The organism is Enterovibrio makurazakiensis (assembly GCF_050336585.1).
GTDB lineage: Bacteria > Pseudomonadota > Gammaproteobacteria > Enterobacterales > Vibrionaceae > Enterovibrio > Enterovibrio gelatinilyticus.
The window spans coordinates 88,925-112,566 of record NZ_JAKJSE010000015.1; the positions used below are offsets into that span (position 1 = coordinate 88,925).

Annotated in this window: 19 protein-coding genes; 10 read left to right on the forward strand and 9 right to left on the reverse strand. The window is 48.2% G+C overall.

Annotated features, from left to right (window positions below; translation table 11 throughout):
- Nucleotides 1–6 precede the first annotated feature (6 nt).
- Both L4D06_RS12485 and L4D06_RS12490 read right to left on the reverse strand, forming a co-directional pair.
- The gene (locus L4D06_RS12485; RefSeq protein ID WP_429739707.1) at nucleotides 7–924 is read right to left on the reverse strand and encodes a quinoprotein relay system zinc metallohydrolase 2; all 918 of its coding nucleotides are present in this window, start codon (nucleotides 922–924) and stop codon (nucleotides 7–9) included.
- A complete protein-coding gene (locus L4D06_RS12490) occupies nucleotides 921–1,481 on the reverse strand; it encodes a rhodanese-like domain-containing protein (protein ID WP_429739709.1) in 561 nt (186 codons plus the stop codon). Before L4D06_RS12490 ends, L4D06_RS12485 begins: the two co-directional genes overlap by 4 nt.
- Nucleotides 1,482–1,629: 148 nt before the next feature.
- On the opposite strand from L4D06_RS12490, the gene L4D06_RS12495 reads away from it, so the two are divergent.
- Nucleotides 1,630–2,562, forward strand: coding sequence for a LysR family transcriptional regulator (locus L4D06_RS12495; RefSeq protein ID WP_274164694.1), 933 nt, complete (start codon nucleotides 1,630–1,632; stop codon nucleotides 2,560–2,562).
- Nucleotides 2,563–2,756: 194 nt separating this feature from the next.
- Here L4D06_RS12495 and bamJ read toward each other — a convergent pair whose 3' ends face one another.
- Nucleotides 2,757–3,377: a BamJ family beta-barrel-assembly machinery protein gene (gene bamJ / locus L4D06_RS12500; RefSeq protein ID WP_274164695.1), complete on the reverse strand. Its 621-nt coding sequence runs from the start codon at nucleotides 3,375–3,377 to the stop codon at nucleotides 2,757–2,759.
- Between the two features lie 337 nt (nucleotides 3,378–3,714).
- Here bamJ and L4D06_RS12505 point away from each other — a divergent pair, with 337 nt between their 5' ends.
- Nucleotides 3,715–4,350: a LysM-like peptidoglycan-binding domain-containing protein gene (locus tag L4D06_RS12505; protein ID WP_429739711.1), complete on the forward strand. Its 636-nt coding sequence runs from the start codon at nucleotides 3,715–3,717 to the stop codon at nucleotides 4,348–4,350.
- Nucleotides 4,351–4,390: 40 nt separating this feature from the next.
- On the opposite strand, the gene L4D06_RS12510 is transcribed toward L4D06_RS12505, so the two are convergent.
- Both L4D06_RS12510 and L4D06_RS12515 read right to left on the reverse strand, forming a co-directional pair.
- Nucleotides 4,391–4,855: a GNAT family N-acetyltransferase gene (locus L4D06_RS12510; protein WP_274164697.1), complete on the reverse strand. Its 465-nt coding sequence runs from the start codon at nucleotides 4,853–4,855 to the stop codon at nucleotides 4,391–4,393.
- A 256-nt stretch (nucleotides 4,856–5,111) separates the two neighbouring features.
- Nucleotides 5,112–7,067, reverse strand: a complete 1,956-nt coding sequence (locus L4D06_RS12515; RefSeq protein ID WP_429739714.1) for a bifunctional 2',3'-cyclic-nucleotide 2'-phosphodiesterase/3'-nucleotidase — start codon at nucleotides 7,065–7,067, stop codon at nucleotides 5,112–5,114.
- Nucleotides 7,068–7,390: 323 nt separating this feature from the next.
- Between L4D06_RS12515 and cysG the strand changes: the two genes are divergently transcribed.
- The 5 genes from cysG to cysC are packed head-to-tail and all read left to right on the forward strand — an operon-like array spanning nucleotide 7,391 to nucleotide 13,551.
- Nucleotides 7,391–8,812 (forward strand): siroheme synthase CysG, encoded by a 1,422-nt coding sequence (gene cysG / locus L4D06_RS12520; RefSeq protein ID WP_429739716.1) that lies wholly within the window; start codon nucleotides 7,391–7,393, stop codon nucleotides 8,810–8,812.
- Nucleotides 8,813–8,826: 14 nt separating this feature from the next.
- A complete protein-coding gene (gene cysD, locus L4D06_RS12525; RefSeq protein WP_274164700.1) occupies nucleotides 8,827–9,735 on the forward strand; it encodes a sulfate adenylyltransferase subunit CysD in 909 nt (302 codons plus the stop codon).
- Between the two features lie 10 nt (nucleotides 9,736–9,745).
- The gene (cysN, locus tag L4D06_RS12530) at nucleotides 9,746–11,179 is read left to right on the forward strand and encodes a sulfate adenylyltransferase subunit CysN (protein WP_429739718.1); all 1,434 of its coding nucleotides are present in this window, start codon (nucleotides 9,746–9,748) and stop codon (nucleotides 11,177–11,179) included.
- A 6-nt stretch (nucleotides 11,180–11,185) separates the two neighbouring features.
- A complete protein-coding gene (locus L4D06_RS12535; RefSeq protein ID WP_274164702.1) occupies nucleotides 11,186–12,913 on the forward strand; it encodes an SLC13 family permease in 1,728 nt (575 codons plus the stop codon).
- Nucleotides 12,914–12,930: 17 nt separating this feature from the next.
- Nucleotides 12,931–13,551, forward strand: a complete 621-nt coding sequence (gene cysC, locus L4D06_RS12540) for an adenylyl-sulfate kinase (RefSeq protein WP_274164703.1) — start codon at nucleotides 12,931–12,933, stop codon at nucleotides 13,549–13,551.
- Between the two features lie 28 nt (nucleotides 13,552–13,579).
- Here the strand turns inward: cysC and L4D06_RS12545 are convergent, their stop codons facing one another.
- Nucleotides 13,580–14,497, reverse strand: coding sequence for a TIGR03899 family protein (locus tag L4D06_RS12545; RefSeq protein WP_274164704.1), 918 nt, complete (start codon nucleotides 14,495–14,497; stop codon nucleotides 13,580–13,582).
- A gap of 290 nt (nucleotides 14,498–14,787) precedes the next feature.
- Complete coding sequence (locus L4D06_RS12550) at nucleotides 14,788–15,342, reverse strand: YtfJ family protein (RefSeq protein ID WP_274164705.1); 555 nt, start codon at nucleotides 15,340–15,342, stop codon at nucleotides 14,788–14,790.
- 494 nt (nucleotides 15,343–15,836) lie between these two features.
- Between L4D06_RS12550 and L4D06_RS12555 the strand changes: the two genes are divergently transcribed.
- Nucleotides 15,837–16,046 (forward strand): DUF1107 domain-containing protein, encoded by a 210-nt coding sequence (locus L4D06_RS12555; protein ID WP_028023504.1) that lies wholly within the window; start codon nucleotides 15,837–15,839, stop codon nucleotides 16,044–16,046.
- 147 nt (nucleotides 16,047–16,193) lie between these two features.
- On the opposite strand, the gene msrA is transcribed toward L4D06_RS12555, so the two are convergent.
- Nucleotides 16,194–16,835: a peptide-methionine (S)-S-oxide reductase MsrA gene (msrA, locus tag L4D06_RS12560; protein WP_429739719.1), complete on the reverse strand. Its 642-nt coding sequence runs from the start codon at nucleotides 16,833–16,835 to the stop codon at nucleotides 16,194–16,196.
- Between the two features lie 148 nt (nucleotides 16,836–16,983).
- On the opposite strand from msrA, the gene tamA reads away from it, so the two are divergent.
- Both tamA and tamB read left to right on the forward strand, forming a co-directional pair.
- The gene (gene tamA, locus L4D06_RS12565; protein ID WP_429739720.1) at nucleotides 16,984–18,705 is read left to right on the forward strand and encodes an autotransporter assembly complex protein TamA; all 1,722 of its coding nucleotides are present in this window, start codon (nucleotides 16,984–16,986) and stop codon (nucleotides 18,703–18,705) included.
- A complete protein-coding gene (gene tamB, locus L4D06_RS12570; protein ID WP_429739721.1) occupies nucleotides 18,705–22,454 on the forward strand; it encodes an autotransporter assembly complex protein TamB in 3,750 nt (1,249 codons plus the stop codon). The genes tamA and tamB overlap by 1 nt, the downstream gene beginning before the upstream one ends.
- 70 nt (nucleotides 22,455–22,524) lie before the next feature.
- Here tamB and fbp read toward each other — a convergent pair whose 3' ends face one another.
- The gene (gene fbp, locus L4D06_RS12575) at nucleotides 22,525–23,541 is read right to left on the reverse strand and encodes a class 1 fructose-bisphosphatase (RefSeq protein WP_274164709.1); all 1,017 of its coding nucleotides are present in this window, start codon (nucleotides 23,539–23,541) and stop codon (nucleotides 22,525–22,527) included.
- Nucleotides 23,542–23,642: the final 101 nt, after the last annotated feature.

Here is a 23,642-nt window from a genome sequence, read left to right on the forward strand (position 1 = left end):
CTCTTATCATTCCCACTCCAGTTCCTTGTATGCCTGAATAACGTTGCGTCCGTGAAACTGTTCAAACAGTTTCCAGTTGTCGGCATGGGATCTTAGTACCGTAAGGCTGGCAGTGTTGATATCGATGTTTTGATTAATAGCGGCACGAACTTCTTGTGCCAGTGAGCGAAGGTAGTGTGTTTGTGCATCAAATGCATTTTTTCCTGTTTGAATAGGGCCATGTCCAGGAATGACCCGTAGATAAGGCATGGCGTTTAACGTGTTGATAACCGAAAGCCAACCAGTAAGGCTGCCGTCTAGTGATGGAACATGGTCAACAAACAGCAAATCACCAGCGATCAGCGTTCTTGTGGTGGCATCAAATACCGTTAAATCATGGCGCGTGTGGGCGCGTTCGTGAGCCATTAGCACGAGGGTGCGTTGGCCTAAGTCGATTTCAGTTTCTTTTTCAATGAAATGCGTCGCGGCAATAGGGGTGGTGCCTTCAAACCACGGTGCTGTTAGGCGTTGTAGGTAATAGTTGGCCTTGGCATGAAAGTCGCCAGCATAGCGAGTATGGGCAATGAATTGAGGTTGTTCGGAGACGAACGCCTGATTGCCAAAATTGTGGTCGGGATGTACATGGGTATTGATAACATAACGAATAGGTAGCGCTGTGATTTGGCGAATGGCTCGATAGAGCATTTCACCTGCTCGTCGGCTTCCCCCCGTATCGACAACGGCGACAGCTTCTTTGCCAATGACCACCGTAATGTTGGCGACGGGATCTGTCTGTGTGGAGAACAGGTCGTCAATTTTACCTTGATGAAAGTATATACCCGGTGCCACTTCCTTCATTGGCAATACCGCTTGGGTGTTGGCGGATGCTGTGAATGCAAATAGCCAAACAGTCAGCGTGAAAAGAAGATCTTTGACGATACTCATGGGCGGATCGGTGTATGTTTTTCTAGCTCAAATCCTGCCTCACGCCAACCCTTCACACCAGCCCGGTACCAGTAAACATCTTGTGCGCCGAGTTCAAGTGCCCGCTTGGCCGCGTTCCAAGAGTGCCAGCAATTAGGCTCGCAAAAGACGACAATAGGCTGGGAGTGTTTGACGTTTTCTGACAACAGCGAGATCAGAGCGTCCGGCATGATGCCGTGTCCGACGTTGGCAAGCCACAATGCGTTGGGCAAGGTTTCTCTTATTGGTTCAATCCAGAGTGTGGTGTCAGGTAAATTATCTGGCTTGTTGGGGGCGGGATAAACGTCAATTAAGCGTGGATCGTGATGAGCGATAAATTGTTTGAGCGCCTGTGGCGAGTTAATCACGTTTGCGCCCTGCAATGTGTTTGGTACAGGCGCACGAAAATTCTCCATGCGGTAACTGTCGGGCTCCGACATAGACTGCGGTTCTGTATTGGCCGTGACACTAAATGCGCAAAAACAGAGCAAAATCGCAGACTTAAGATGCTTTTTCTTTCCTTCAACGTGGCTGTTCATACTACTTTCTTCCGATAATTCTCCTACCTTAGTAGGAGATGGGCAGAGAGCCATCCATTTTGGATTAACCTTAGGATAACAATCAGACCGTCAAAGGGCGGGCTTTATTGTTGCAGCAATCAATAAACTTCTTTTCAGTGGAGCAAAGATGAACCGTTGGAGTGGTGTTGAAGAATTTGTTGAAGTTGTTAACAGTGGTAGTTTCACCGCCGCCGCACGAAAGTTAGGTGTTTCAACTTCCCACGTCAGCCGACGTATTGATGCGTTGGAAGGCAGGTTAAGTACACGTTTACTTTATCGTACAACCAGACAGATCACGCTGACTGAGGTCGGCAAAACCTATTTTGAGCACTGTAATAATCTTATCGAAGCATTCGGTGAGGCAGAGGCGCTCGTTACTCAAATGCAAACCGAGCCAGTCGGTACGTTGAAGATCACTGCTCCGTCAGTGTTTGGCGAAAAGTATATCGCGCCATTGACCAACGACTTTATCAAGGTTCACCCTAAGCTCAGTGTAGAATTTCACTTCACAAATGATGTGATAGACATGGTGCATGATGGGTATGACTTGGCGATTCGCACGGGGGATCTCAAAGACAGCACGCTAATGGCCAAGAAACTTGCGCCGCGGAAACTGCATGTCTGCGCTTCACCTGCATATATCAAAGAGTTTGGCGTACCGCGCGATCTGGAACAGTTGCATGAACACAATTGTTTGGTGGGGTTGGTGGAGTCTTGGGCGTTTCAAGACAATGGCACCACGATTCAGTTTAAGCCAAAGGGTCGTTGGCATGGTAACAGTGGAAGCGCTGTGTTGGATGCGACGCTACGTGGGCTAGGCTTGGCGCAGTTGCCTGATTATTACGTGAGGCAGAAACTGCAATCTGGGGAGCTGGTCGAAATATTGTCTGAGTATCGCCCCAGTGATTCTGCGGTATGGGCGGTGTACCCTTTTAATCGAAATCTATCTGCCAAGGTGCGTTTGTTTGTGGACTTTCTCTCAGAGCATTTTACAACGCATCTACCCTGGGACGATGAAGAGCATGACGACGAGGGCGATGAGCGGCAAGCGGCAAATTAGGTCAGTGGAAAAGGCTATGTCGTTTGATGCATTGCGTCGCTTGAAAGGCTACGCTGTTTGGCATGCTGCGTTGTTTGAATTGATTGGTCGGGTAAAACGTCGGGATATCCGTACTCTTCCCGCAAAACAATGGAATGCCAATGGTAAAAAAGCCAGCGCGAACGCTGGCTTTTGCTTGAAGAAATGCAGTGAAATTACAGGATTTCTAGCAGTTCTACTTCGAATACCAATGCAGCAAATGGTGGGATTGCAGCGCCAGCGCCACGTTCACCGTATGCTAGGTCTTGAGGGATAGACAGTTTCCACTTAGAGCCAACAGGCATCATTTGTAGAGCTTCTACCCAACCTTGGATAACGCCAGTCACTGGGAACTGAGCAGGTTGACCGCGCTCTACTGAGCTGTCAAACACAGTGCCGTCAGTTAGCATGCCGTGGTAGTGAACACGTACTTGCTTGTCGCTGGTTGGGATTTCGCCAGTACCTTCAACCAGTACTTCGTACTGAAGGCCAGAATCAGTCACGGTCACTTCGTCACGCTTTGCGTTTTCAGCAAGGAATGCTTCGCCGCCAGCTGCAGCTTCTTTTGCAGCTTCTTGACGAACGGCTTCTGCTTGAGTGTGCAGTTCACGCAGCGCATTGTTGATCTCGTCAACTTCGATTGCAGGCATTTCGCCAGCCAGTGCAGTTGCGATACCTTGTGCGATAGCGTCAACGTTCAGTCCTTCTAGACCGCTTCCAGCCAGTTGCTGACCCATTTGTAGGCCAATGCCATAGCTTGCTTTTTGTTCTACGGTCTCTAGTTTTACTTCAGACATGTCGTCTCTCTTTAATTTTGAGGTTACTCGGGTATACACCCAAACCACGGGTGAAATGTGACATCCCCACCGCGTTTAGGTTTAAAGTGTGAAAGGATAACAGGTGGGGGTAGCTCGGGACAAATCGTGTTACTTGAATCTGGTTTAAAAATGCCGGACAGTACCACTATTAGCCTGTGTTATGCCGCGATACACGCTTCACAGCGTTTGAATTATCCGGCATTGTGCGTGAATTCAATGTGATGACGCTGACACTTTGCTGATATTGTGAGTCTACTATGCACACAAGCATTCTTAGCATACTGGACGAGACCCGATGAGGAAATTGGGAGAGGTGATGACCTTGAAAGGAAAGCGTGAAAACCAAAAGGAAACCACCACGCCGCCTCTGGGCGAGGTGATAAAACAGGTGCGTGACAAAGTGATAGCCGCGTTGCGCCCTGCGTTAGAGAAAGTGAAGCCGTATTGGACCGCGCTACCAAAGCCGCATCGAATCGGTGTGTCAGCCTTGGCCGTGTTACTGGTATTACTGCTGTTGTGGCCTTCCAGCGAGCCATCGCAAACTAACGCTATCGTTGATGGGCAGCGAGTTGCTGTCCCTCTGAACTTGGATGAACCTCAATCGACCAAGAACTCGAATAACACAGCTTCTGAAGATACTGACTTTGAGAGAACATCGACTCCTGTCGTCGCGCCACAAACCATTGATACGGATTGGGTTAACTACGAGGTGGCTCGCGGTGACACGCTGTCTAATATTTTCCGAGCGCAAAATTTGCCGTTAAAGGATTTGTACGCAATATCAGCGATTGAAGGTGACGACAAACCTCTCAGTCAAATTCAGCCGGGTCAGTTATTGCGCTTTAAGCGTGATACGCAGGGCGATCTCGATATCATTCAAATTGAAAGCGCAGGCACGCAGTCAGTGATCTTCTTTAGATTGTCAGACGGTAGCTTTGCCCGCCGAAAATAGTATCTTACGCTAATTCGATATCTCGATAAAAACGGCTGCGTTACGCAGCCGTTTTTGTTTCTGCTCTTCGCATGTCAATGTGCGGTATTCCGTCTTCGAGGTATTGCTCCGAAATTTCTTCAAAGCCATGTCGACGGTAAAACTCTCGCAAGTGGTATTGAGCACCAATAGTGATTGGCGCTTCAGGCCAGGCATCATGAGCTTCAATAATGGCTTGGCGCACCAAGACATTGCCACTGCCATTTCCGCGCTCAGTATTGGCGGTCACTACGCGCCCGATACTGATTTCTGGGTATGTTAGCCCAGCAGGCAGTATGCGTGCATAGGCGGTCATTTTATCATCGCGATAGCCCATTAAATGTCGGGTTTCGGGATGTAGGTCGTGACCATCAAGTTCAGGGTAAGGACAGTTTTGCTCAACCACGAATACATCGGTGCGTAACCGAAGCAAATCGTACAGTTGGCGCGTAGACAACTGACCAAAGGTCAAGCTTATCCATTGCATGGTTTTAGTATCCTAATAATTATCAAAAATCTTGGGCGACAACGCGCTTACCTTTTCTGTTTTATACAACCGTATTTCGAGGCGAGGGTTGGATTCCCACTGAAGGGCAAACAGAAAAGGTAAACACGCCTTTAGGTTTTTAGTCCAATTCCCCCAAAACTGCTCGATAAGATAATGAAAAACCGCGACTAAGGCCGCGGTTTTTTTGTCTTATTTTTGGTCTTTTTCAATAATTAAACAGGGCGTTAACAGTCTGTTAATGTTTTTTCAGGTCAATTTGATACTGAGCAAAACCAACATCATCATTACCGACTTTCTCCATTGGGTAGTGTCCTTTGGCATTGATGAATTGCGCGGCTTTGTCGCTTGGTGAGGTTTCAAAAATCACATTCAGTTTGGCGTCAGTTTCAATTGGGGCGAACGTCCAGTTGTTGTCCGCCGTTGGCGTGACTTCCCCTTTTTCCTTGGTGACGCTGCTGATGTAGTTTGCTACCACAGTGCGGTTCTCATCAGGCGAGGCAAACGCAATGAAATCGTTGCCTGTGCCAGGGAATTTACCCAAGTAAGCGCGGTAGTTATTCGCTGCGACCAAGAATGGCTGAGTTGCCTGTACTGGCTTGCCATTGAAGGTCAGGCCTTTGATACGCTCTGCATCTGGATTAACGAGGTTGCAATCGCTGTCATAACGCGCAGGTTGGGTGACATCGATTTGATAGTTAACACCGTCGATAACATCGAAGTTGTAGGTACGGAAACCGTCCCAGTTTATCAGTGATTGCTGCGCCGTTGATGTTGGGTCAATTTGGTTAAACTGCCCAGCGCTGCACTCTAGCCATTCTTTCACCTCGTGACCGGTGACTTTCAGTGTTACCAATGTGTTCGGGTAAAGATAAAGGTCTGCGGCGTTACGGAAGGTGAGTTCGCCTGCTTCCACTTCGGTGTAGTTACCTGGGTCGTTTTTACGGCCACCCGCTTTAAATGGTGCGGCAGCAGAAAGAACAGGGATACCTTCTAGATCTGGATCGCCTTGAATAAAGCGTTCAACGTAATCTTTTTGCGCAAGGTTGACTATCTGAACCGTTGGGTCGTCTTGTACCAGTGAGAGGAAGCTGTACATCACGTCATTGGCTTTCCCAATCGGCTGGTTGACGAACTCACGGGTCGCTTTGTGATCGTTTTCTAGTGCCTTACGCATCGCAGGATCGGCCTGTGCGATAGACTCACCATCAAAGATCGGTCGTGATTCGGTTTGAACTGGGGTCACTACCCAATCTTCGCCTTGTTTATCTAATTGAAGATCCATGATGCCGACATGGCTACCCCAGCGACCAGGCATAACGGCCGCCACGCCTTTGATGGTACCTTTTTTATTGTCGACACCTTGAATGTCATCAAAACCTTTGCCTGGGAAGACGGCATGAGAGTGACCAAAGGCAATGGCGTCAATACCATCAACATCGGCGAGGTAGTACACCGAGTTTTCTGCCATGGCTTTATATTCGTCTTGCGATAGGCCTGAGTGCGGGATAGCGACAATCACGTCAGCGCCTTTGGCTTTCATTTCAGGTACCAGCTTGTCTGCGGTGGCTTTGATGTCTTTTGCAATCACTTTGCCGTCGAGGTTTTTCTTATCCCACACCATGATTTGTGGTGGCACAAAACCGATATAGCCCACTTTCACCAAATGCGCTTTGCCATCAGTGTCCGTCATGGTGTGTTCTTTGATGATGTAAGGCGTGAAGTATGACTCGCCGGTGTTGGCATCGAAGACGTTTGCTGAGACGTAAGGGAAATTTGCGCCATCTAAGGTGCGGTCAAGGAAATCGAGGCCGTAGTTGAACTCGTGGTTGCCAATGTTACCCACGTCGTAATTGAGTTGATTCATGGCTTTGTAGACAGGGTGAATTTCACCGTCTGCAATGCCTTTGGCTGCCATGTAATCGCCCATTGGGCTGCCTTGAATCAGGTCACCATTGTCCACCAGCACACTGTTTTTCACTTCATCTTGTGCTTTTTTCACCAAGGTGGCTGTGCGAACCAAGCCGATTTTTTCGCTTGGCTTGTCTTTGTAGTAATCGTAATCCATCACATTGGTGTGAATGTCGGTGGTTTCGATGATACGCAGCTTGATGGTCTCTGCCATTGCAGGGCTTGCCATGACGAGCAGGCCAGATAGAACAGCAATAGAGAGTGGTCGAGGTGAAAGTGTCATGTGTGTCTCCTAAGGATCTACGACAAAGGGGCAATACCGATTTCTTCAATATGCAAAGAGTGGATATGGGCATATTGTGCATAGTAGACAGCTCGAATGGTTACATTTCATTGATTAGTGTGATCTCGATTTTTAAATAATTTTATGGTGCTCACGCTTTGTGCATCGCAAAGCGTGAAACTTGTGATCTCACTACATGCCCTGTTTTAACCGCGAGAAAGACGCTAAATAACCAAAACGTTATAAAAAATGAAATTTTAGAATTTCAAGTAATATCAGCAACTCTTTATAGTGATGGTCAAAGGATTGAAAGGACGCTCACTATGGATTACTTGCCGATTTTTGCGAAGCTGGAAGGCCGACCGTGTTTAGTGGTTGGCGGCGGTGAAGTTGCATGGCGCAAAACACGCATGCTGATGAAAACGGGCGCGGCAGTTACTGTTGTGTCTCCTGATGCAGATCGCGAAGTGGTTGAAGCGGCAGCGCGTGGTGAGTTGACTTGGGTGCAAGAAGGCTTCTCGCCTGAGCACTTGAAATCCATGTTTTTGGTGATTGCAGCCACGGACAATCCGTTGGTGAATGAACTGGTTTCGCAAGCGGCAAACGCACGAAACATTCTCGCCAATGTGGTGGATGACACACCGAAGTGTAGCTTTATCGTTCCTTCTATTGTTGATCGCAGTCCGATTGTGATTGCGATTTCTTCTGCGGGTAAATCCCCTGTCTTGGCGCGTTTGTTGCGCGAAAAGCTCGAAACCCTCATTCCTTCTCACGTGGGTCGCATGGCAAAGCTTGCCGGCGAGTTTCGTGACACCTTGAAAAAGAAAGTCACCACCCTGAACGGGCGAAGAAAGTTCTGGGAAATGGCGTTTGATGGTCGCTTTAGCTCGCTGGTGGCAGCAGGTGATGAAGACGGTGCCAAAGAAGAACTTGAAAAGCTAACAAAGGGTGTATCACTGCAAGGCGAAGTGGCCTTGATTGGTGCAGGACCCGGTGATCCTGGTTTGCTGACCCTTCGCGCCCTGCAATTGATGCAGCAAGCAGATGTGGTGCTTTATGACTACTTGGTGTCTGACGAAATCATGGAGCTTTGCCGCCGCGATGCTGAGCTGATTTGTGTTGGTAAACGCGCAAGCTACCACAGTGTGTCTCAGGAAGAGACCAATGCCATGTTGGTAAAGTATGCCCAGAAAGGACACCGCGTTGTGCGTCTGAAAGGCGGCGATCCTTTCATGTTTGGTCGTGGCGGTGAAGAGCTTCAAGTGCTTCAAGAAGCGGGTGTGCCATTCCAAGTCGTCCCCGGCATTACCGCAGCGGCAGGTGCTACAGCTTATGCTGGCATTCCTCTTACCCATCGCGACCATGCACAAACGGCGATGTTCATTACTGGTCACCTGAAAAAAGAAGACGACAGTTTCCGTTGGGCAACACTGGCTCGAGGTCGCCAAACCTTGGTGATCTATATGGGGTTAATGAAAAGTGCCCATATCCAAGAGCAATTAATTCAGCATGGGCGTGACCCTCAGACGCCCGTTGCAATCATAGAAAACGGTACGCGTACCAATCAGAAAATCTACAAGGGAACGTTAAGTGAACTTGAGTCACTGGCGGAAGGTGTAGGTTCACCTGCATTGATTGTCGTCGGTGAAGTGGTTCAACTTGCCGATCAGTTGAACTGGTTTGGAAAGCAATCCTTCGATACGGCAGGTGAGATCCATGCACCGTCCGTGGTTAATTTAGGCTAAGGAAATATCAAAGAATGGAAGCCAAGACCCTTACCCACCTCAAGCAACTTGAGGCAGAAAGTATCCATATCATTCGTGAAGTGGCGGCGGAATTTGATAATCCGGTGATGATGTACTCCATCGGTAAAGACAGTTCTGTGATGCTTCACCTAGCGCGTAAAGCGTTTTACCCAGGCAAGATCCCGTTTCCTCTTTTGCATGTCGATACTGACTGGAAATTTAAGGAAATGATTAAGTTTCGCGATGAAGTGGCAGATAAGTACGGCTTTGAATTGCTGGTTCACCAAAACCCTGAAGGCCTTGCAATGGGTTGTAGCCCATTCGTACATGGTTCTTCAAAGCACACGGACATCATGAAAACCCAAGGTTTGAAGCAAGCGCTAGATAAATACGGGTTTGATGCAGCTTTCGGCGGCGCACGTCGTGACGAAGAAAAGAGCCGTGCAAAAGAGCGTGTTTATAGCTTCCGCGATAAGAACCACCGTTGGGATCCGAAAAACCAACGTCCTGAACTTTGGCACACCTACAACGGCCAAGTGAACAAAGGCGAAAGCATTCGAGTTTTCCCTCTGTCGAACTGGACTGAGCTTGATATCTGGCAATACATCTACCTAGAAGGCATCGACATTGTGCCGTTGTACTTGTCAGAAATTCGCCCAGTGGTTGACCGTGACGGCATGCTGATCATGGTGGATGACGACCGTATGGAATTGCGCGAAGGCGAGAAAGTTGAATACAAAAGTGTGCGCTTCAGAACACTTGGCTGTTATCCACTGACGGGTGCGGTTGAATCCACGGCAGACACTTTGCCGGGCATCATTGAAGAAATGCTGGTGGCGACCTCAAGTGAGCGCCAAGGCCGTGCGATTGACCACGACCAGTCCGGCTCAATGGAATTGAAGAAACGTCAGGGATATTTCTAAGGGATTAAGCATGAACAGCGTAATTGAACAACAAGTGGCCGAGATGGGTATCGAGGCCTACCTAGAACAGCATCAGCATAAATCCTTGTTGCGTTTTCTAACCTGTGGTTCGGTGGATGACGGTAAGAGTACCCTTATCGGCCGCTTGCTCCACGATTCACACCAGATTTATGAAGATCAGCTAGCAGCAATTCACTCCGACAGTCAAAAAGTCGGGACAACTGGCGAGAAGCCGGATCTGGCCTTGTTGGTTGATGGCCTGCAAGCAGAGCGCGAACAAGGGATCACGATCGACGTTGCGTATCGTTACTTCTCAACGCGTCCACGTAAATTCATCATTGCTGATACCCCTGGGCATGAGCAGTACACCCGTAACATGGCCACCGGTGCATCGACCTGTGATCTGGCGGTGATCTTGATTGATGCGCGTAAAGGCGTATTGGATCAAACTCGTCGTCATTCTTACATTGCGAGCCAATTGGGAATTCGTCAGTTCATTGTTGCGGTGAACAAAATGGACTTGGTGGGTTTTGAAGAGTCACGCTTTGAAGAAATCAAAGCGGAGTACTTGGAGTTTGCTAAGAAGCTGAACCCTAACATCAATATCCAGCTTGTTCCTTTGTCAGCCCTTGAAGGCGACAACGTGGTTGAGCGCAGTGCGCAATCTCCGTGGTATGAAGGCGATACGCTTTTGACCATGCTGGAAACTGTGGACGTAAGCAGCGACAAAGATAAAGGGCCGTTCCGTCTGCCTGTGCAGTATGTGAATCGTCCAAACCTCGATTTCCGTGGCTTTTCTGGCACCATTGCTGGCGGCTCTGTGCGTCCGGGTGATGAAGTCAAAGTGTTGCCGTCAGGCAAGACATCGACGGTTGAGCGCATTGTTACTTTTGATGGTGACCTTGAGTTTGCTCATGCCGGCCAAGCTGTCACTCTAACACTGAAAGATGAGATTGATTGCAGCCGTGGCGATTTGATTGTCCCTGTTGCTGACACACAAACAGCGACCAGCAAGCTGGCTGCAAGTATTGTGTGGATGGATGAGTCTCCATTAGAGATTGGTCGTCAATACGACATTAAAGTGGCGGGCAAGAAAACTGTCGGTTCAGTGAGTAAAATCCGTCACCAAGTCGACATCAACTCGTTGGAAACCTTTGACACTGATAGCTTGCCATTGAACGGCATTGCCGAATGTGAGGTGGAGCTAACAGAATCAGTATCACTTGATCTTTACCAAGATTGCGCGGATACAGGTGGCTTCATTGTGATTGATCGTCTGACCAACGTGACCGTGGGTGCGGGCATGATCAGTGAGCTGCTTGAAGATCAAGCGTCAAACGTTCAAGGCACCGATATTTCGGCGTTCGAAGTTGAACTCAACGCTCTGGTTCGCAAGCATTTCCCTCATTGGAATGCTCGCGACATCAGCAAGCTGCTGGGATAATCCGTCATGAGCTGGGATCAGTCTCTGGTGGTGGGGCTGCTACTTGCGGTGGTTGCAGGTTTGGTGTTTACCAAGATCAAGCCTGCCATCTTATTCGCAGCGGTGGCATTCATTGCGTTTCAATCTGGATTGATCTCGATTGATGCATTGGCAGGGAACTTCACTAACAGTTCTCTGCTAACACTGGTGATGCTGATCCTTGCGTCAGCAGCGTTAGAAAAAACCCGATTGGTGAGCTGGGTGAGTGGGCAACTCGCCAGTGGCCGTTTGGGTACTGTCGTGGCAAAGCTTGGGCTTTCCACTGCCGTATTGAGTTCATTTACCAATAACACGGCGGTCGTCGTGTCATTGATTGGTGCAGTAAAACGAAACCGCCGCCATGCGCCGTCGCGTCTTCTTATCCCCCTGTCGTACGCGGCAATTCTTGGCGGCACCCTTACTCTGATTGGCACTTCGACTAACCTTATTATTAATAGCTTTGTCGAAAATGCCGGCCTCCCGACGTTGAGCTTCTTTGCCCCAACCATGATTGGTCTTGCTGTCTTAGCGGGTGGCTTGTTGGTTTTGATCCCTTTTTGCTATTTGCTGCCTAACCATGACGATCACAGTGATGACGACTTGCCTTATGTGTTAGAGGCGGTTGTGTCTAAGGGATCGCCATTGGCAGGAAACACCGTATCCGAAAATGGATTACGTGCATTGCGCCGACTGTTTCTTGCTGAAATTGTGCGAGATGGTGAGATCATTGCACCTGTTTGTCCCGACACCGTTATGCGCGAAGGGGACAAACTGCAATTTTGTGGTGATGTAGAGAGCGTTGCGACATTACAAGAAATTGAAGGTTTGGCCCTGTTTGGTCAGCATCATATTAATGGGCAAAACTTGCTTGAGCTGGTGGTTAGTCACAGTGCGTCTATCTTGGGTAAGTCTCTCAAAGAAGCCAAGTTCCGAGAGAACTTTGATGCTGTGGTCGTGGCGATTCGTCGAGGACACGAAAAGTTAGAAGGTGGATTAGGTAATATTTCTTTGCAGGCGGGTGATACCTTGGTCATTGTACCGGGTAAAGGCTTTGCCAAAGCGCAGCAACGATTGCAGCGTGAATTTGTTCTAGTGAATGGTTTGGACTCTAGTGCACGACTAGATTCAGCGATGAGCGCGTGGGTATTGGCTGGCTTTGCCACAGTGATTGGCTCAGCACTCATGAACTGGATACCTCTGCTTAATGGTTTGGCTGCATATTTGACCGTCCTGTTGTTGACGGGTGTCGTCAATCTCGTTGAGTTGAAACGTCGATTTCCTGCTGAAATTGTCGTGATTGTGGGCAGTGCACTGAGCTTGGCGCAGTTAATGATCTCTTCTGGGCTCTCTGAACAGATGGGTGAGTTGTTCATCTATTGGTTTAATGGCTGGGGGGTGTACGGAGCACTCATCGCAACGTATTTGCTGACACTGGTATTGACCGAATTGGTCACCAACAATGCGGCGGCGGCGCTGGCCTTTCCTATCGGATATAGCTTGGCTCTCGGATATGGAGTAGATCCGATGCCATTTATTATGGCAGTCTTGTTCGGCGCGAGTGCTAGCTTTATCTCGCCGTATGGTTATCAAACTAATCTGCTGGTTTACAGCGTGGGCAACTACCAACTGACGGATTACCTGCGTATTGGGTTACCATTATCACTGGTCTACTCTGCGCTGGTGCTGGGATTGATCCCTGTATTTTTTCCATTTTAAACAACAAGGATAGAGTTATGAGTGCTTTGGACTCGAAGCATACGGATGAAAACGTGGTTTGGCATCGCCATGCCATCGATAAAGATTTCCGTGCCGAGCAGAAAAAGCAACGCCCGGCACTATTGTGGTTTACGGGGCTTTCTGGCTCAGGTAAGTCGACGGTCGCAGGTGCGCTGGAAAACAAGTTAGCAGAGCTGGGTTATCACACATATCTGTTGGACGGTGACAATGTTCGCCATGGACTGTGTCGCGATCTGGGTTTTTCGGATCATGATCGTCGAGAAAATATTCGCCGTGTGGGTGAAGTGGCAAAATTGATGACTGACGCTGGTCTGATCGTGTTGTCTGCGTTCATTTCGCCATTTCGTGAAGAGCGTCAATTAGTCCGTGAATTATTGCCTGACGGAGAGTTTTTGGAAGTGTATGTGGATACACCTCTCGATGTTTGCGAATCACGCGATCCTAAAGGTTTGTATAAAAAAGCGCGTGCGGGTGAGATTAAAGCGTTTACTGGGATCAGTTCTGCGTATGAAGCGCCAGAAAGCCCAGAGATCCATCTTCATACTGATCAACATGAAGTGGATGCGATTGTGGAGCAATGCCTCATAACTTTACGTAAGCAAGGTGTGATCGCCTGATCACACCGTTTGTATTGCGCTTCTGGTGTTAGGCTTTTTCGTTAACGGTTGAACCCGTATCACTGTTGATAGAAAACGCATGCGACAGGAGCGCCATTAACGCATCGAGATATTCAGGATGCGCTTTCTGCCCCACCAATTTTGCCAATTCATTGCCTGTTGGACTAAAGCGGTAGTAATAGATGCGCGTGCTCTTGCGAAGCGGCGTGATCATAAACGTCTTTCCTTGCCCACTTAATGGCACTGCAGAGGTCGGCTCCAGTTGGCCTGATTCCAATTCGGTTCTCAATATGAGTCCCAAATCCATCAAAAGCATCAAATCAGTAAACGGCAGCTTAAAACTTCCCAGTGCCAGCCTTTCGGCAAGATCCGGCTTAAAGTATTTTTTCATCCCACTTTCGGGGTGACGAAAACCCGTGATGAGTTTATTGGCACCATCACTTCCAAATGTACAGGCGAGAGAGCAAGCGCGTTGCAGTGCTTGAGCTTCACGCTGCGTCATGGTTTCCAGCAGTGCCAATGCTTTGAGAGACGTGCTCCCCGGCTTGAGGATCTCTTGTTTTAAGATCCGAGCCCACAGGTTTTGCATTCCTTCGCCATAGATGGTTTTGGCCATTTCAAAGAAACGATATAGCCAATCAGGATCCGGTGAACTGGCTGTCTCATCTCGGCAAAGATCGTGTGTCACTTTGATGATTTTTTCGAGGTTGGCCTGTTGCTGCTGTTTGATTTGCAGTTGCCTAAAGGCAGCGCGAGTCGTGAGGCTATCGTGCTCAATTTCGTGCAGCTTTGCATCAATATGGTGTGCCGTTGCGATAGCCGCTAAACGGTGCTGACTGGACTTGATGTGACTCTCATGTCCACCTTGCGTGTTGTTAGAGTGCTTAGTGCCCTTGTCTTCGACAATAACAGCTTCAATCACACCATTTTTATTAGGTTCAGCCATGATGTTATCCGTACGCATGCGTTAAATGAATGTTTTAGCAACGGTTTAGCGAAATCGATAGATAATCAACTATGTTAAAATAACTTTAAATTTGTTAACATTTGCCATGTCGATTAAACAGGGAGGAATCATCACAGTGAAGAAGTTCAGAGTGAATTCTGTGAATATCCTACTTGTCGTTTTCTATGTTATTACTTTGCTCTATCTGTCTCAGTTTATCGGCTAGTTATCCAAAAACATTAAAAAAACCCGCCAATGGCGGGTTTTTTTCGTTCAAGCGGTGAGCAAGATCACTGCATGAGCTTATTGACTAAATCAATTACTTGGGTCACTTCAGTGTCCGTTAGCGCCCCTTCTTTCACGAATCGTACAACGCCTTGAGGATCGATCACCACAATCGCTGAACTTTCTTCTTGTAGTCGCCATGCTTTGGCAACTGCACCGCTTTCATCCAGAACGATGGATGACCAACTGAATTCTTTTTTGCTGTCTTCAGCGGATGATTTAACAAAGCCACCAGTGCCCCAAATCGCATCATCTTGATTGATGATGGTTGTTGTTTGGTAGGTGTCGTTTGAAAAGTCTGCCGCTTTAATTGCTTCCACTAATGGCGCATTCATTTCTTTCGAGCTACTGCGTCCTGCAATGGCTTGAATGATACGAACTTTGCCGGTGAGGTTGCTGCTGTTCCATGTTTGATAGCCCACACTATCGCCGTTCAGCGTTAACTCACCGTATTTTTCAACGGTCGCCGAAGGCACAGTTTGGCCGTTCGAAATTATGTGTGCCGAAGCGAAACCTGAAATGAGAGCGGTTGCTAAGGCAAGAGTTTTAATACAACGCATAGAGGTTATGTCCCCATTTATTAGTGTGTGATTTGTCCGAGTGATCTCAAGATGTGACTTCAGTGCTTATTGTCGTGTCTAGGAGAGCAGTAAAGCAGACACAGATGATAAGTCGTTTGTCGGCTCCACCATGATGTGCAACAGACATTGAAGTTCTTCATCTTTATAAGGTTTCGGACTTTGACTATAGCCGATACAGGGTGCTCTCCCGTATCAATAACAGATCCAACCACTCAAAATTGGAAATTTATCATGTGCTAAAATGAATCATTATTGCGTCAATGTGTCTTAAAGTTGTCATGTGAAATTTTTTAGCTACGCTTACTCGGTGTGGTAAGAAATAGGGATGCCTTGCCTACATTTACCGACTACGTCTCGAAGTGGACGATCCCTGAACTTTTGGCATTCAGATTGCATCGTAAAATTGTCAGCCATTGATGAAACTAATGGTGTGCGATGCAGGTCTTATATTATCGACATGGAGGAGTTCACTCATGCTGCGTATTTTTAATCAATACCGCCCACGTCAGGTTGCCCGCTACGTGAAAGGTTTCTTTCGCGGAAGGCTCTATATTGATGGCATCGGTGCGTTTGAGTTTGATGGGGGTAGACTGTTGCCGCCAGAGAAAAAAGACAAACGTGCGCTGAGCGTGATGACCGAAGTGAATAATGAGATTCGAGCGATGACAGCTGCCGCTGCGTAGCAACTTACTGTACGCTCACGAAGTGAAAAAACGCCCGTCGATGACGGGCGTTTTGCGTTTCTAAGCGTTATTTTTAAGCCTTTAAGCTTGTATGTTTCCAGCCATCGAGGCCCCAAAGCGCTAACTGCTCGCTTTACGAACGATAGATTATCGCTCCCAAGGAGGTAAGCAGACACCTGTACCACCAATGCCGCAGTAGCCATTTGGATTTTTATGAAGATATTGCTGATGGTAGGTTTCCGCAAAGTAATACGGGCCAGCCTGTGCAATTTCTGTTGTGATTTCTGCTGGTTTCCCAGCGTCGACTAGCGCTGCTTGATAGGCATTTTTACTCGCTAGCGCAACGGCTTTTTGCGCATCATCGAAATAGTAAATCGCTGAGCGATATTGAGTGCCGACGTCATTTCCCTGACGCATTCCCTGTGTGGGATCATGACTTTGCCAAAAGTGTGTCAGAATAGCTTCCAAGGATACGACGCTAGGATCGTAAATCACTTGGACAATTTCGGTATGTCCCGTCTGTGCGGTACACACGTCTTGATAGGTTGGGTTGATGGTATATCCACCGCTATAGCCGACAGATGTTGATAAGACGCCGTCTAGTTTCCAAAAAAGACGTTCAGCCCCCCAGAAGCACCCCATTCCGAGTAATATCTGTCCTTGACCCTCAGGCGTGATTTTACTGAGTGGCGCGCCATTGACGGCATGTGTTTCAGCCGGAATAATTTCCGTCATTCGGTTGGGAAGCGCTTGTTCAGCGGTGACAGCCGATTGTTTGTTGTTGAGCATGCCGTGACTCCTTTTTGTCTGCATGTTACTGAACCCATATTTATCGTGGTTTGATGCAACTTTGCAACAAAACATCGGTGCATATAAGGGGTCATATTGTTCAGTAAGAATTAAAATGGCTCTCAGGATGAGAGAGAACGTACGGTTAATGATTAAAAAACGATTACTATCTTGGTTATTGAGTGGTGCAGTGTGGCTACCTGGCGTAGCCATTGCCGATGTTGACTTCGATATCAAAGGTCTTGATGACGCGTTGATGGATAATGTCAGTGTGTACATCGATGCTATTCCTGAGAATGAGCGTCGCCTTAATTTTCGCTTACAAGCTCGAGTGACGGATGAAATCAAGAAAGCCTTACAGGCATTAGGCTATTACTCTCCCCAAATTAACTACACGGTTGAAAAGCAATCAGACACCGATGCTACCGTCTTGCTGAATATAGACCCCGGTCAGCCGGTTATTATTTCAGAAGTCGATATTCAGCTTACTGGTGATGCTAAAAAAGATCCTGCGTTCAAAACGTTATTGGAAGGTGCACCCAAAAAGGGTGAGATCCTTAATCAAGGAAAATACGACGCGTTAAAATCGGCTATTCAAAGCCTTGCGATACGTCGGGGCTATTTCGACGCGGATTACACCCTGACGCGTTTGGAAGTCGCTCCCGGTCTAAATCAAGCATTTCTCCGACTGCATTTCAGCAGTGGTATGCGTTATCACTTTGGCAACGTTTACTATCACAACAGTCAAATCAACGAAGAGCGTTTGAGCAGTATGTTGACCTTCGGGGAAGGAGAACCATACCTAGTCAGTGATTTGGGGGCCTTCAATCAAGCATTGGCCAATACAGGATGGTTTTCATCCGTACTTGTGGAAGCGGGCTTGAACGAGCTACGTGATGATCGTGTACCTATTTCTGTGAGCTTGGAGCCCGCCCCACGCAACCAATTTGAAACGGGTGTTGGCTACTCCACTGATGTTGGGCCGCGAGTCAAAATCGGCTGGAAAAAGCCTTGGTTCAATAGTCGTGGGCACAGTTTGAATACTGATTTGTATGTGTCTAGCCCTAAGCAAACACTCGAATCAACCTATAAAATCCCGCTTGCTGACGTTCAGCGTGAGTATTATCAAGTACAGGTGGGTCTTGAAAATGTTGATAACAACGACACGAAAAGCTTGGAGCTAACTTCGTCAGTTTCTCGCCACTGGAAATATGACACGGGCTGGCAGCGATCAGTGTATTTGCGTTGGTTGTATTCCGATTACACCCAAGCCAGTGTGTCAGATATCTCCAACCTCATATTGCCAGGTATTAACTTTTCACGGGTGCGAAGCCGAGGCGGTGCAATGCCCTCGTGGGGGGATAAACAGTCGATCACCTTCGAAATGGCGGATCCCATTTGGGGCTCGGACATCAATCTCTATCGGGTAGTTGGTCAAACGGCTTGGATTCGTAGCCTTAACCAAAATAATCGGTTCATCTACCGAGCTGGTGGCGGTGGGGTGTTTACGGATGAATTTGAGCGCGTGCCGCCGTCACTGCGCTTTTTTGCGGGTGGCGACAATAGCATTCGCGGTTATAGCTATGAATCAATTTCGCCAAAAGATGATAAAGGGAAACTTGAAGGTGGTAGCTATTTGGCGACCGGGTCGCTGGAATACAATTATCGCGTGTCTGGAAATTGGTGGGCTGCTTTGTTTGCTGATGCTGGTGATGCTTGGACCAGCAGTTCGCCTGACTGGAAAACGTCTGTCGGTGTTGGCGTTCGGTGGGAGTCTCCTGTTGGGCCCATCAGTCTCGATGTCGCACATGGATTTGAGAACAAAGATGATAACTTCATGATCCACTTTAGTTTAGGTCCTGAACTGTAATGCGCTGGTTAAATCGTTTCGCCGTCGTCATCGTACTTTTATTGGTTCTCATCGTACTCACTGTCGGGACGCTATTGCTAACACCTGCAGGGGTCAGAATTGCAGTTTGGGCGGCGCAAGAGGCATTACCTGAATTGACGATTGAGCGCAGCCAAGGTGCGTTGCTTAATGGCTTTACCCTTGAAGGGCTGTCGTATCAGGACACTGCGTTTTCGCTGACCGGAAACACGTTGTCTCTCGACATTGAGAGCAAGTGTTTGAGCGGCCCAGCATTGTGTATTGAGGGGCTAACAGCCGACGGGCTGACGGTGATCGTGAAAGAGAGTGACTCTGCCGCCGACCCTGCTCCTGAAACCGAGTCTGCACCTCTTACTGAGATTTCTTCGCCAATCCCTATTTTCCTCAAAGGTGTTTCATTGAGTGATATTTCACTCGATATCCTGGGTACCAAGGCGCATTGGGATACGCTGACCACCGAAGCCCAAATGCAACGCAGTACGTTGACACTAAAACCGACTGTATGGCGGGGCGTGATGGTGGAACTGGCGGCATCAAGCAGCAGCCAAGATCCGGCGTCTGATGATGCCAACAATCAGAGCAAAAAAGATGATGGGGATTCACCTCTTGTTTTGCCTGACGTGTCGTTACCTCTAAACGTGGTGGTGGAGCGCTTTGAGCTTAGTGATGCTACGTTACTGCTGCCAGAAAAGCAGGTGATTCATCAGTTTCTGCTGGTGGGTAAAGCCGAAGGTCACGACGTAACTCTCTCAGAGTTAGTGCTTGATGCCGAGCAAGGCAAAGTTTCCCTTAACGCTGATATTTCACTGAAAGGGGATTATCCACTTAAGTTGGTGGCTGATGCGAACATTCGCATGCCTCCATTAGGTGGTCATTCACTGACACTGGATGCGAGCGGCGATCTATCCAACTTAGCGTTAGGGGCGCAACTCAATGGCACATTGAAAGCAAACCTTTCTGGCAATCTGAATGTGCTCGATCCTAATTTGCCTTTTAATCTGATGCTGACGAGTCGGAATTTACAGTGGCCTATTGATAAGCCAGCAGAGTATCGGCTGACATCAACAGCGCTCAACGCGAATGGTAGTCTCAAGCGCTACAGCGCGTCGCTAAAAACCTCTGCCACTGGGGATGTGATCCCTGATATGGCGCTTTCCACGAAACTCCGTGGCAATTTGTCCGAGATTTCATTGAGCGACTTTTCACTAGATACCTTAGGTGGAAGCGTCGCGGGCACAGCCAACGTGAGCTGGGCTGACCGTGTGAAGTGGAAAACGGCACTCGACTTCACCGATATTCAACCGGGGATCAAATGGCCTGAAGCGGAAGGCAAACTCACGGGTAAGGTCAAGAATGCGGGAGAGTTGACGGCGCAGGGGGGCTGGAAAGTGATGCTTCCTGAGCTCGATATTCAGGGCATCATCCGCGATCAGGCACTGACCTTGGCGGGACAACTTGATGCCTCTGACGTGCAAGGCAGTGGAGACTTGAAGGTCGAGACGAACGGTTTGTTGTTAGCTCATGGTCCGAATAAGGTTTCTGTCACGGGCAAAATCGACAAAGAACTCGACCTTGCTGTGAAACTCAATCTACCCACATTGTCAGCCTCTTTGCCGCAAGCAGGAGGCAGTGTTCAAGGTGATGTGGTGCTGTCTGGAACGCTTGATAAGCCAACGGCTGCAATGACGTTAAATGCGAATACATTGAGTTGGGAAGAGCTAGTGACGGTGCAAAGTGTCAATGTGCGAGGCTCGGTGACACCGCTCCCCATTGTGAGTGGTGGCTTGATTTTTGATGTGTCGGGCCTAAAGGCCGAAGGTGTCGATGTTTCTCAGTTGGCGTTGCGAGCTTCAGGCGATGAGACAGATCAAACACTATCACTTTCAATGAAAGGAACCCCTGTTGGCACAGACATAGCGCTGCGAGGTAGCCTTGATCGTGAAGAGGGCTGGAAAGGCACGCTATACGCCTCCAAGCTCACGACGCCGGTTGGCCCTTGGACATTGGAACACGATGTCCCCCTGAGCTATTCACTGAAAACCAATCAGGTTGATGTTGGTGCATTTTGTTGGACACAAGGTCAAAGCCAAATCTGTTTAGATAAGCCTATTTCTGTGTCAGACAGTGGCGCAGCACAGGTGTCTATCGTCGACTTTAATCTTGATATTCTTCAGTCTTTTCTTCCCGTCACCACAACATTGTCAGGTCAGCTTGATGCCAATGCTGATGTAGCATGGCAGCCGAAAGCACTTCCGACGGTGAAAGCAAACATTACCCTTGATAAAGGACAGATTGTTGAGCAACTCGACCAACCTTTCACTCTCGGTTGGAACACGAGTACGGTGAATGCCACGCTCAAAGATGACAAGCTCAATGCCGATGTGTTGATTGATATAGCCAACAATGGCTCCATCTCACTCAACGCACTCATGACCAACCTGAAGGGGACGAAGCGAGCTTTACAAAGCACCTTCGATATCGATGCGCTTAACCTCGATTTATTGGCGCCTTTGCTTGGTGAGGATACGGAGTTAGCGGGAATGATCAACGGCAGTGTGAAGATCACTGGCGATCTTGATGCGCCTAACGCTACGGGCAGTATCAAGTTGACTGATCTGAAACTACAAAGCTTGTCTGCGCCTGTGGAAGTGAAACAAGGTCAGGTCACGATTGGATTGTTTGGTCAGCAAGGACGTATAAATGGCGATATTAAAACGCCCGATGGCGATTTGGTGTTGCTGGGGAATGCGGATTGGCGAGACATCCATGCTTGGCTAGCGTCTTTAAATGTTAAAGGTCAGCGTTTGAAAGTCGTGGTGCCACCTATGGTGGCACTTGAGGTCAGCCCTGATATGACATTGAAAGCGACGCCAAAGAAAATTGATGTCACTGGCAATGTCTCAGTACCTTGGGGGCGGATTGTTGTTGAGTCTCTTCCTCCATCAGCGGTGCAGGTTTCAAGTGATGTGGTCATTTTGAATAATGAGCTTAAGCCGATTAATGAAACGGAAGCCTCTCCTATCACGATTAACGCCAAAATTGGTGTCAATATCGGCGACGATGTGCGACTTGAAGCTTTTGGTTTAAAAACAAATCTGGTCGGCAAACTCGATGTTGGTAGTAACAATAAAGGCCCAAGTGTTAGCGGCGAAATCAATTTAGAGGAAGGAACGTATCGATCGTTTGGTCAAGATTTGCTGATCCAAAAAGGGCAGATCCTGTTTAATGGGCCGCCAGAGCAACCGTATCTTCAGATCGAGGCGATCCGCAACCCTGATGCCATTGAGGATGGGGTTGAAGCGGGTATCCGTGTAACAGGCCCTGCAGATGCACCTGAAGTGAGCGTGTTTTCGGAACCTGCTATGCCACAAGCAAATGCGCTCTCTTATCTTACGCGTGGACAGAATCTGGACAGTGAATCCGATGGCAATGCCATGACGTCCATGCTGATTGGTCTTGGGCTCTCTCAAAGCGGTAAATTGGTTGGACAAATTGGTGAAGCTTTTGGCGTGCAAGATTTGAGTGTGGACACATCTGGCAGCGGTAATGATGAGATGGTGGAAGTGTCGGGTTACATACTACCTGGTCTTCAAGTCAAATATGGCGTGGGTATTTTCACCAGCTTACCTGAATTCACTGTGCGCTATCGCTTGCTGAAAGATTTGTATGTTGAAGCAGTATCGGGCGCAGATAATGCGGTGGATCTGCTCTATCAGTTCAGCATTAAGTAGATAACGGATCGACCATAAACATTGGATTGAAGGTGAATAAGAAGCCCGCTGCAGCGGGCTTCTTCATGTCTTAATCCTGATCAGGGTTATCTTTTAAGAATGCTTCCACTTTGTTCACCATGTCGGTTGAGCCGACAAAGTAGGGGACACGTTGATGAAGCTCGGTGGGTTTGATATCTAGGATGCGTTGCTTCCCGTCTGACGCTTTACCGCCAGCTTGCTCCATGATGAATGACATGGGATTGCACTCGTAAAGCAGGCGAAGTTTACCGCTTGGGTAAGCTGCGGTGCTCGGATATAAATAGATGCCGCCTTTGAGCATGTTGCGGTGGAAGTCTGACACCAAAGAACCGATGTAGCGCGATGTGTAAGGGCGGTTATCTTCAGGCTCATTTTCTTGGCAGTATTTCAGGTACTTCTTCACACCCAATGGAAACTTGATGTAGTTGCCTTCGTTGATCGAGTACATGCTGCCTTGATCGGGAATGCGCATGTTTTCATGTGATAAACAGAACACACCGATTGATGGGTCATAGGTGAAACCATGAACGCCATTGCCTGTGGTGTAAACCAGCATGGTGGATGAGCCATAAATGATATAGCCTGCTGCCACTTGCTGGTTTCCAGGTTGTAGGAAATCTTCCATCGTTGCTGAACTTCCAATCGGAGACACACGGCGGTAGATGGAGAAGATAGTTCCTACGGAGACGTTTACGTCGATGTTGGAAGAGCCGTCGAGCGGATCCATCAATATGACGTATTTAGCGTTATGCCCTTGCGCGTTGTCGAAAATAACTGCGTCATCTTCCTCTTCGCTGGCAACGCCACAGACTTGATCCCTTGCAGCCATGGCAGACTTAAATTTTTCATTGGCATAGACGTCGAGTTTTTGTTGTTGTTCGCCTTGCACATTTTCACTACCAAACGCACCAGTAATATCAACCAAGCCCGCTTTGTTGATTTCGCGGTGGACGATTTTAGCTGCGAGTCGGATAGAAGACAGGAGCGAGCTCAGTTCGCCACTGGCATGGGGGTATTCATGCTGTTTTTCGACGATGAACTCGCCAAGTGTTCGCATATCTGACATTTCAGATCCTTTTGATGTCTGTAACTAAATTCTTGGGTAAGATGCTTGAAAACAAAGAGGCACACGCCACAAGCAATAGGCAAAAATGCTCCTTACTTTCT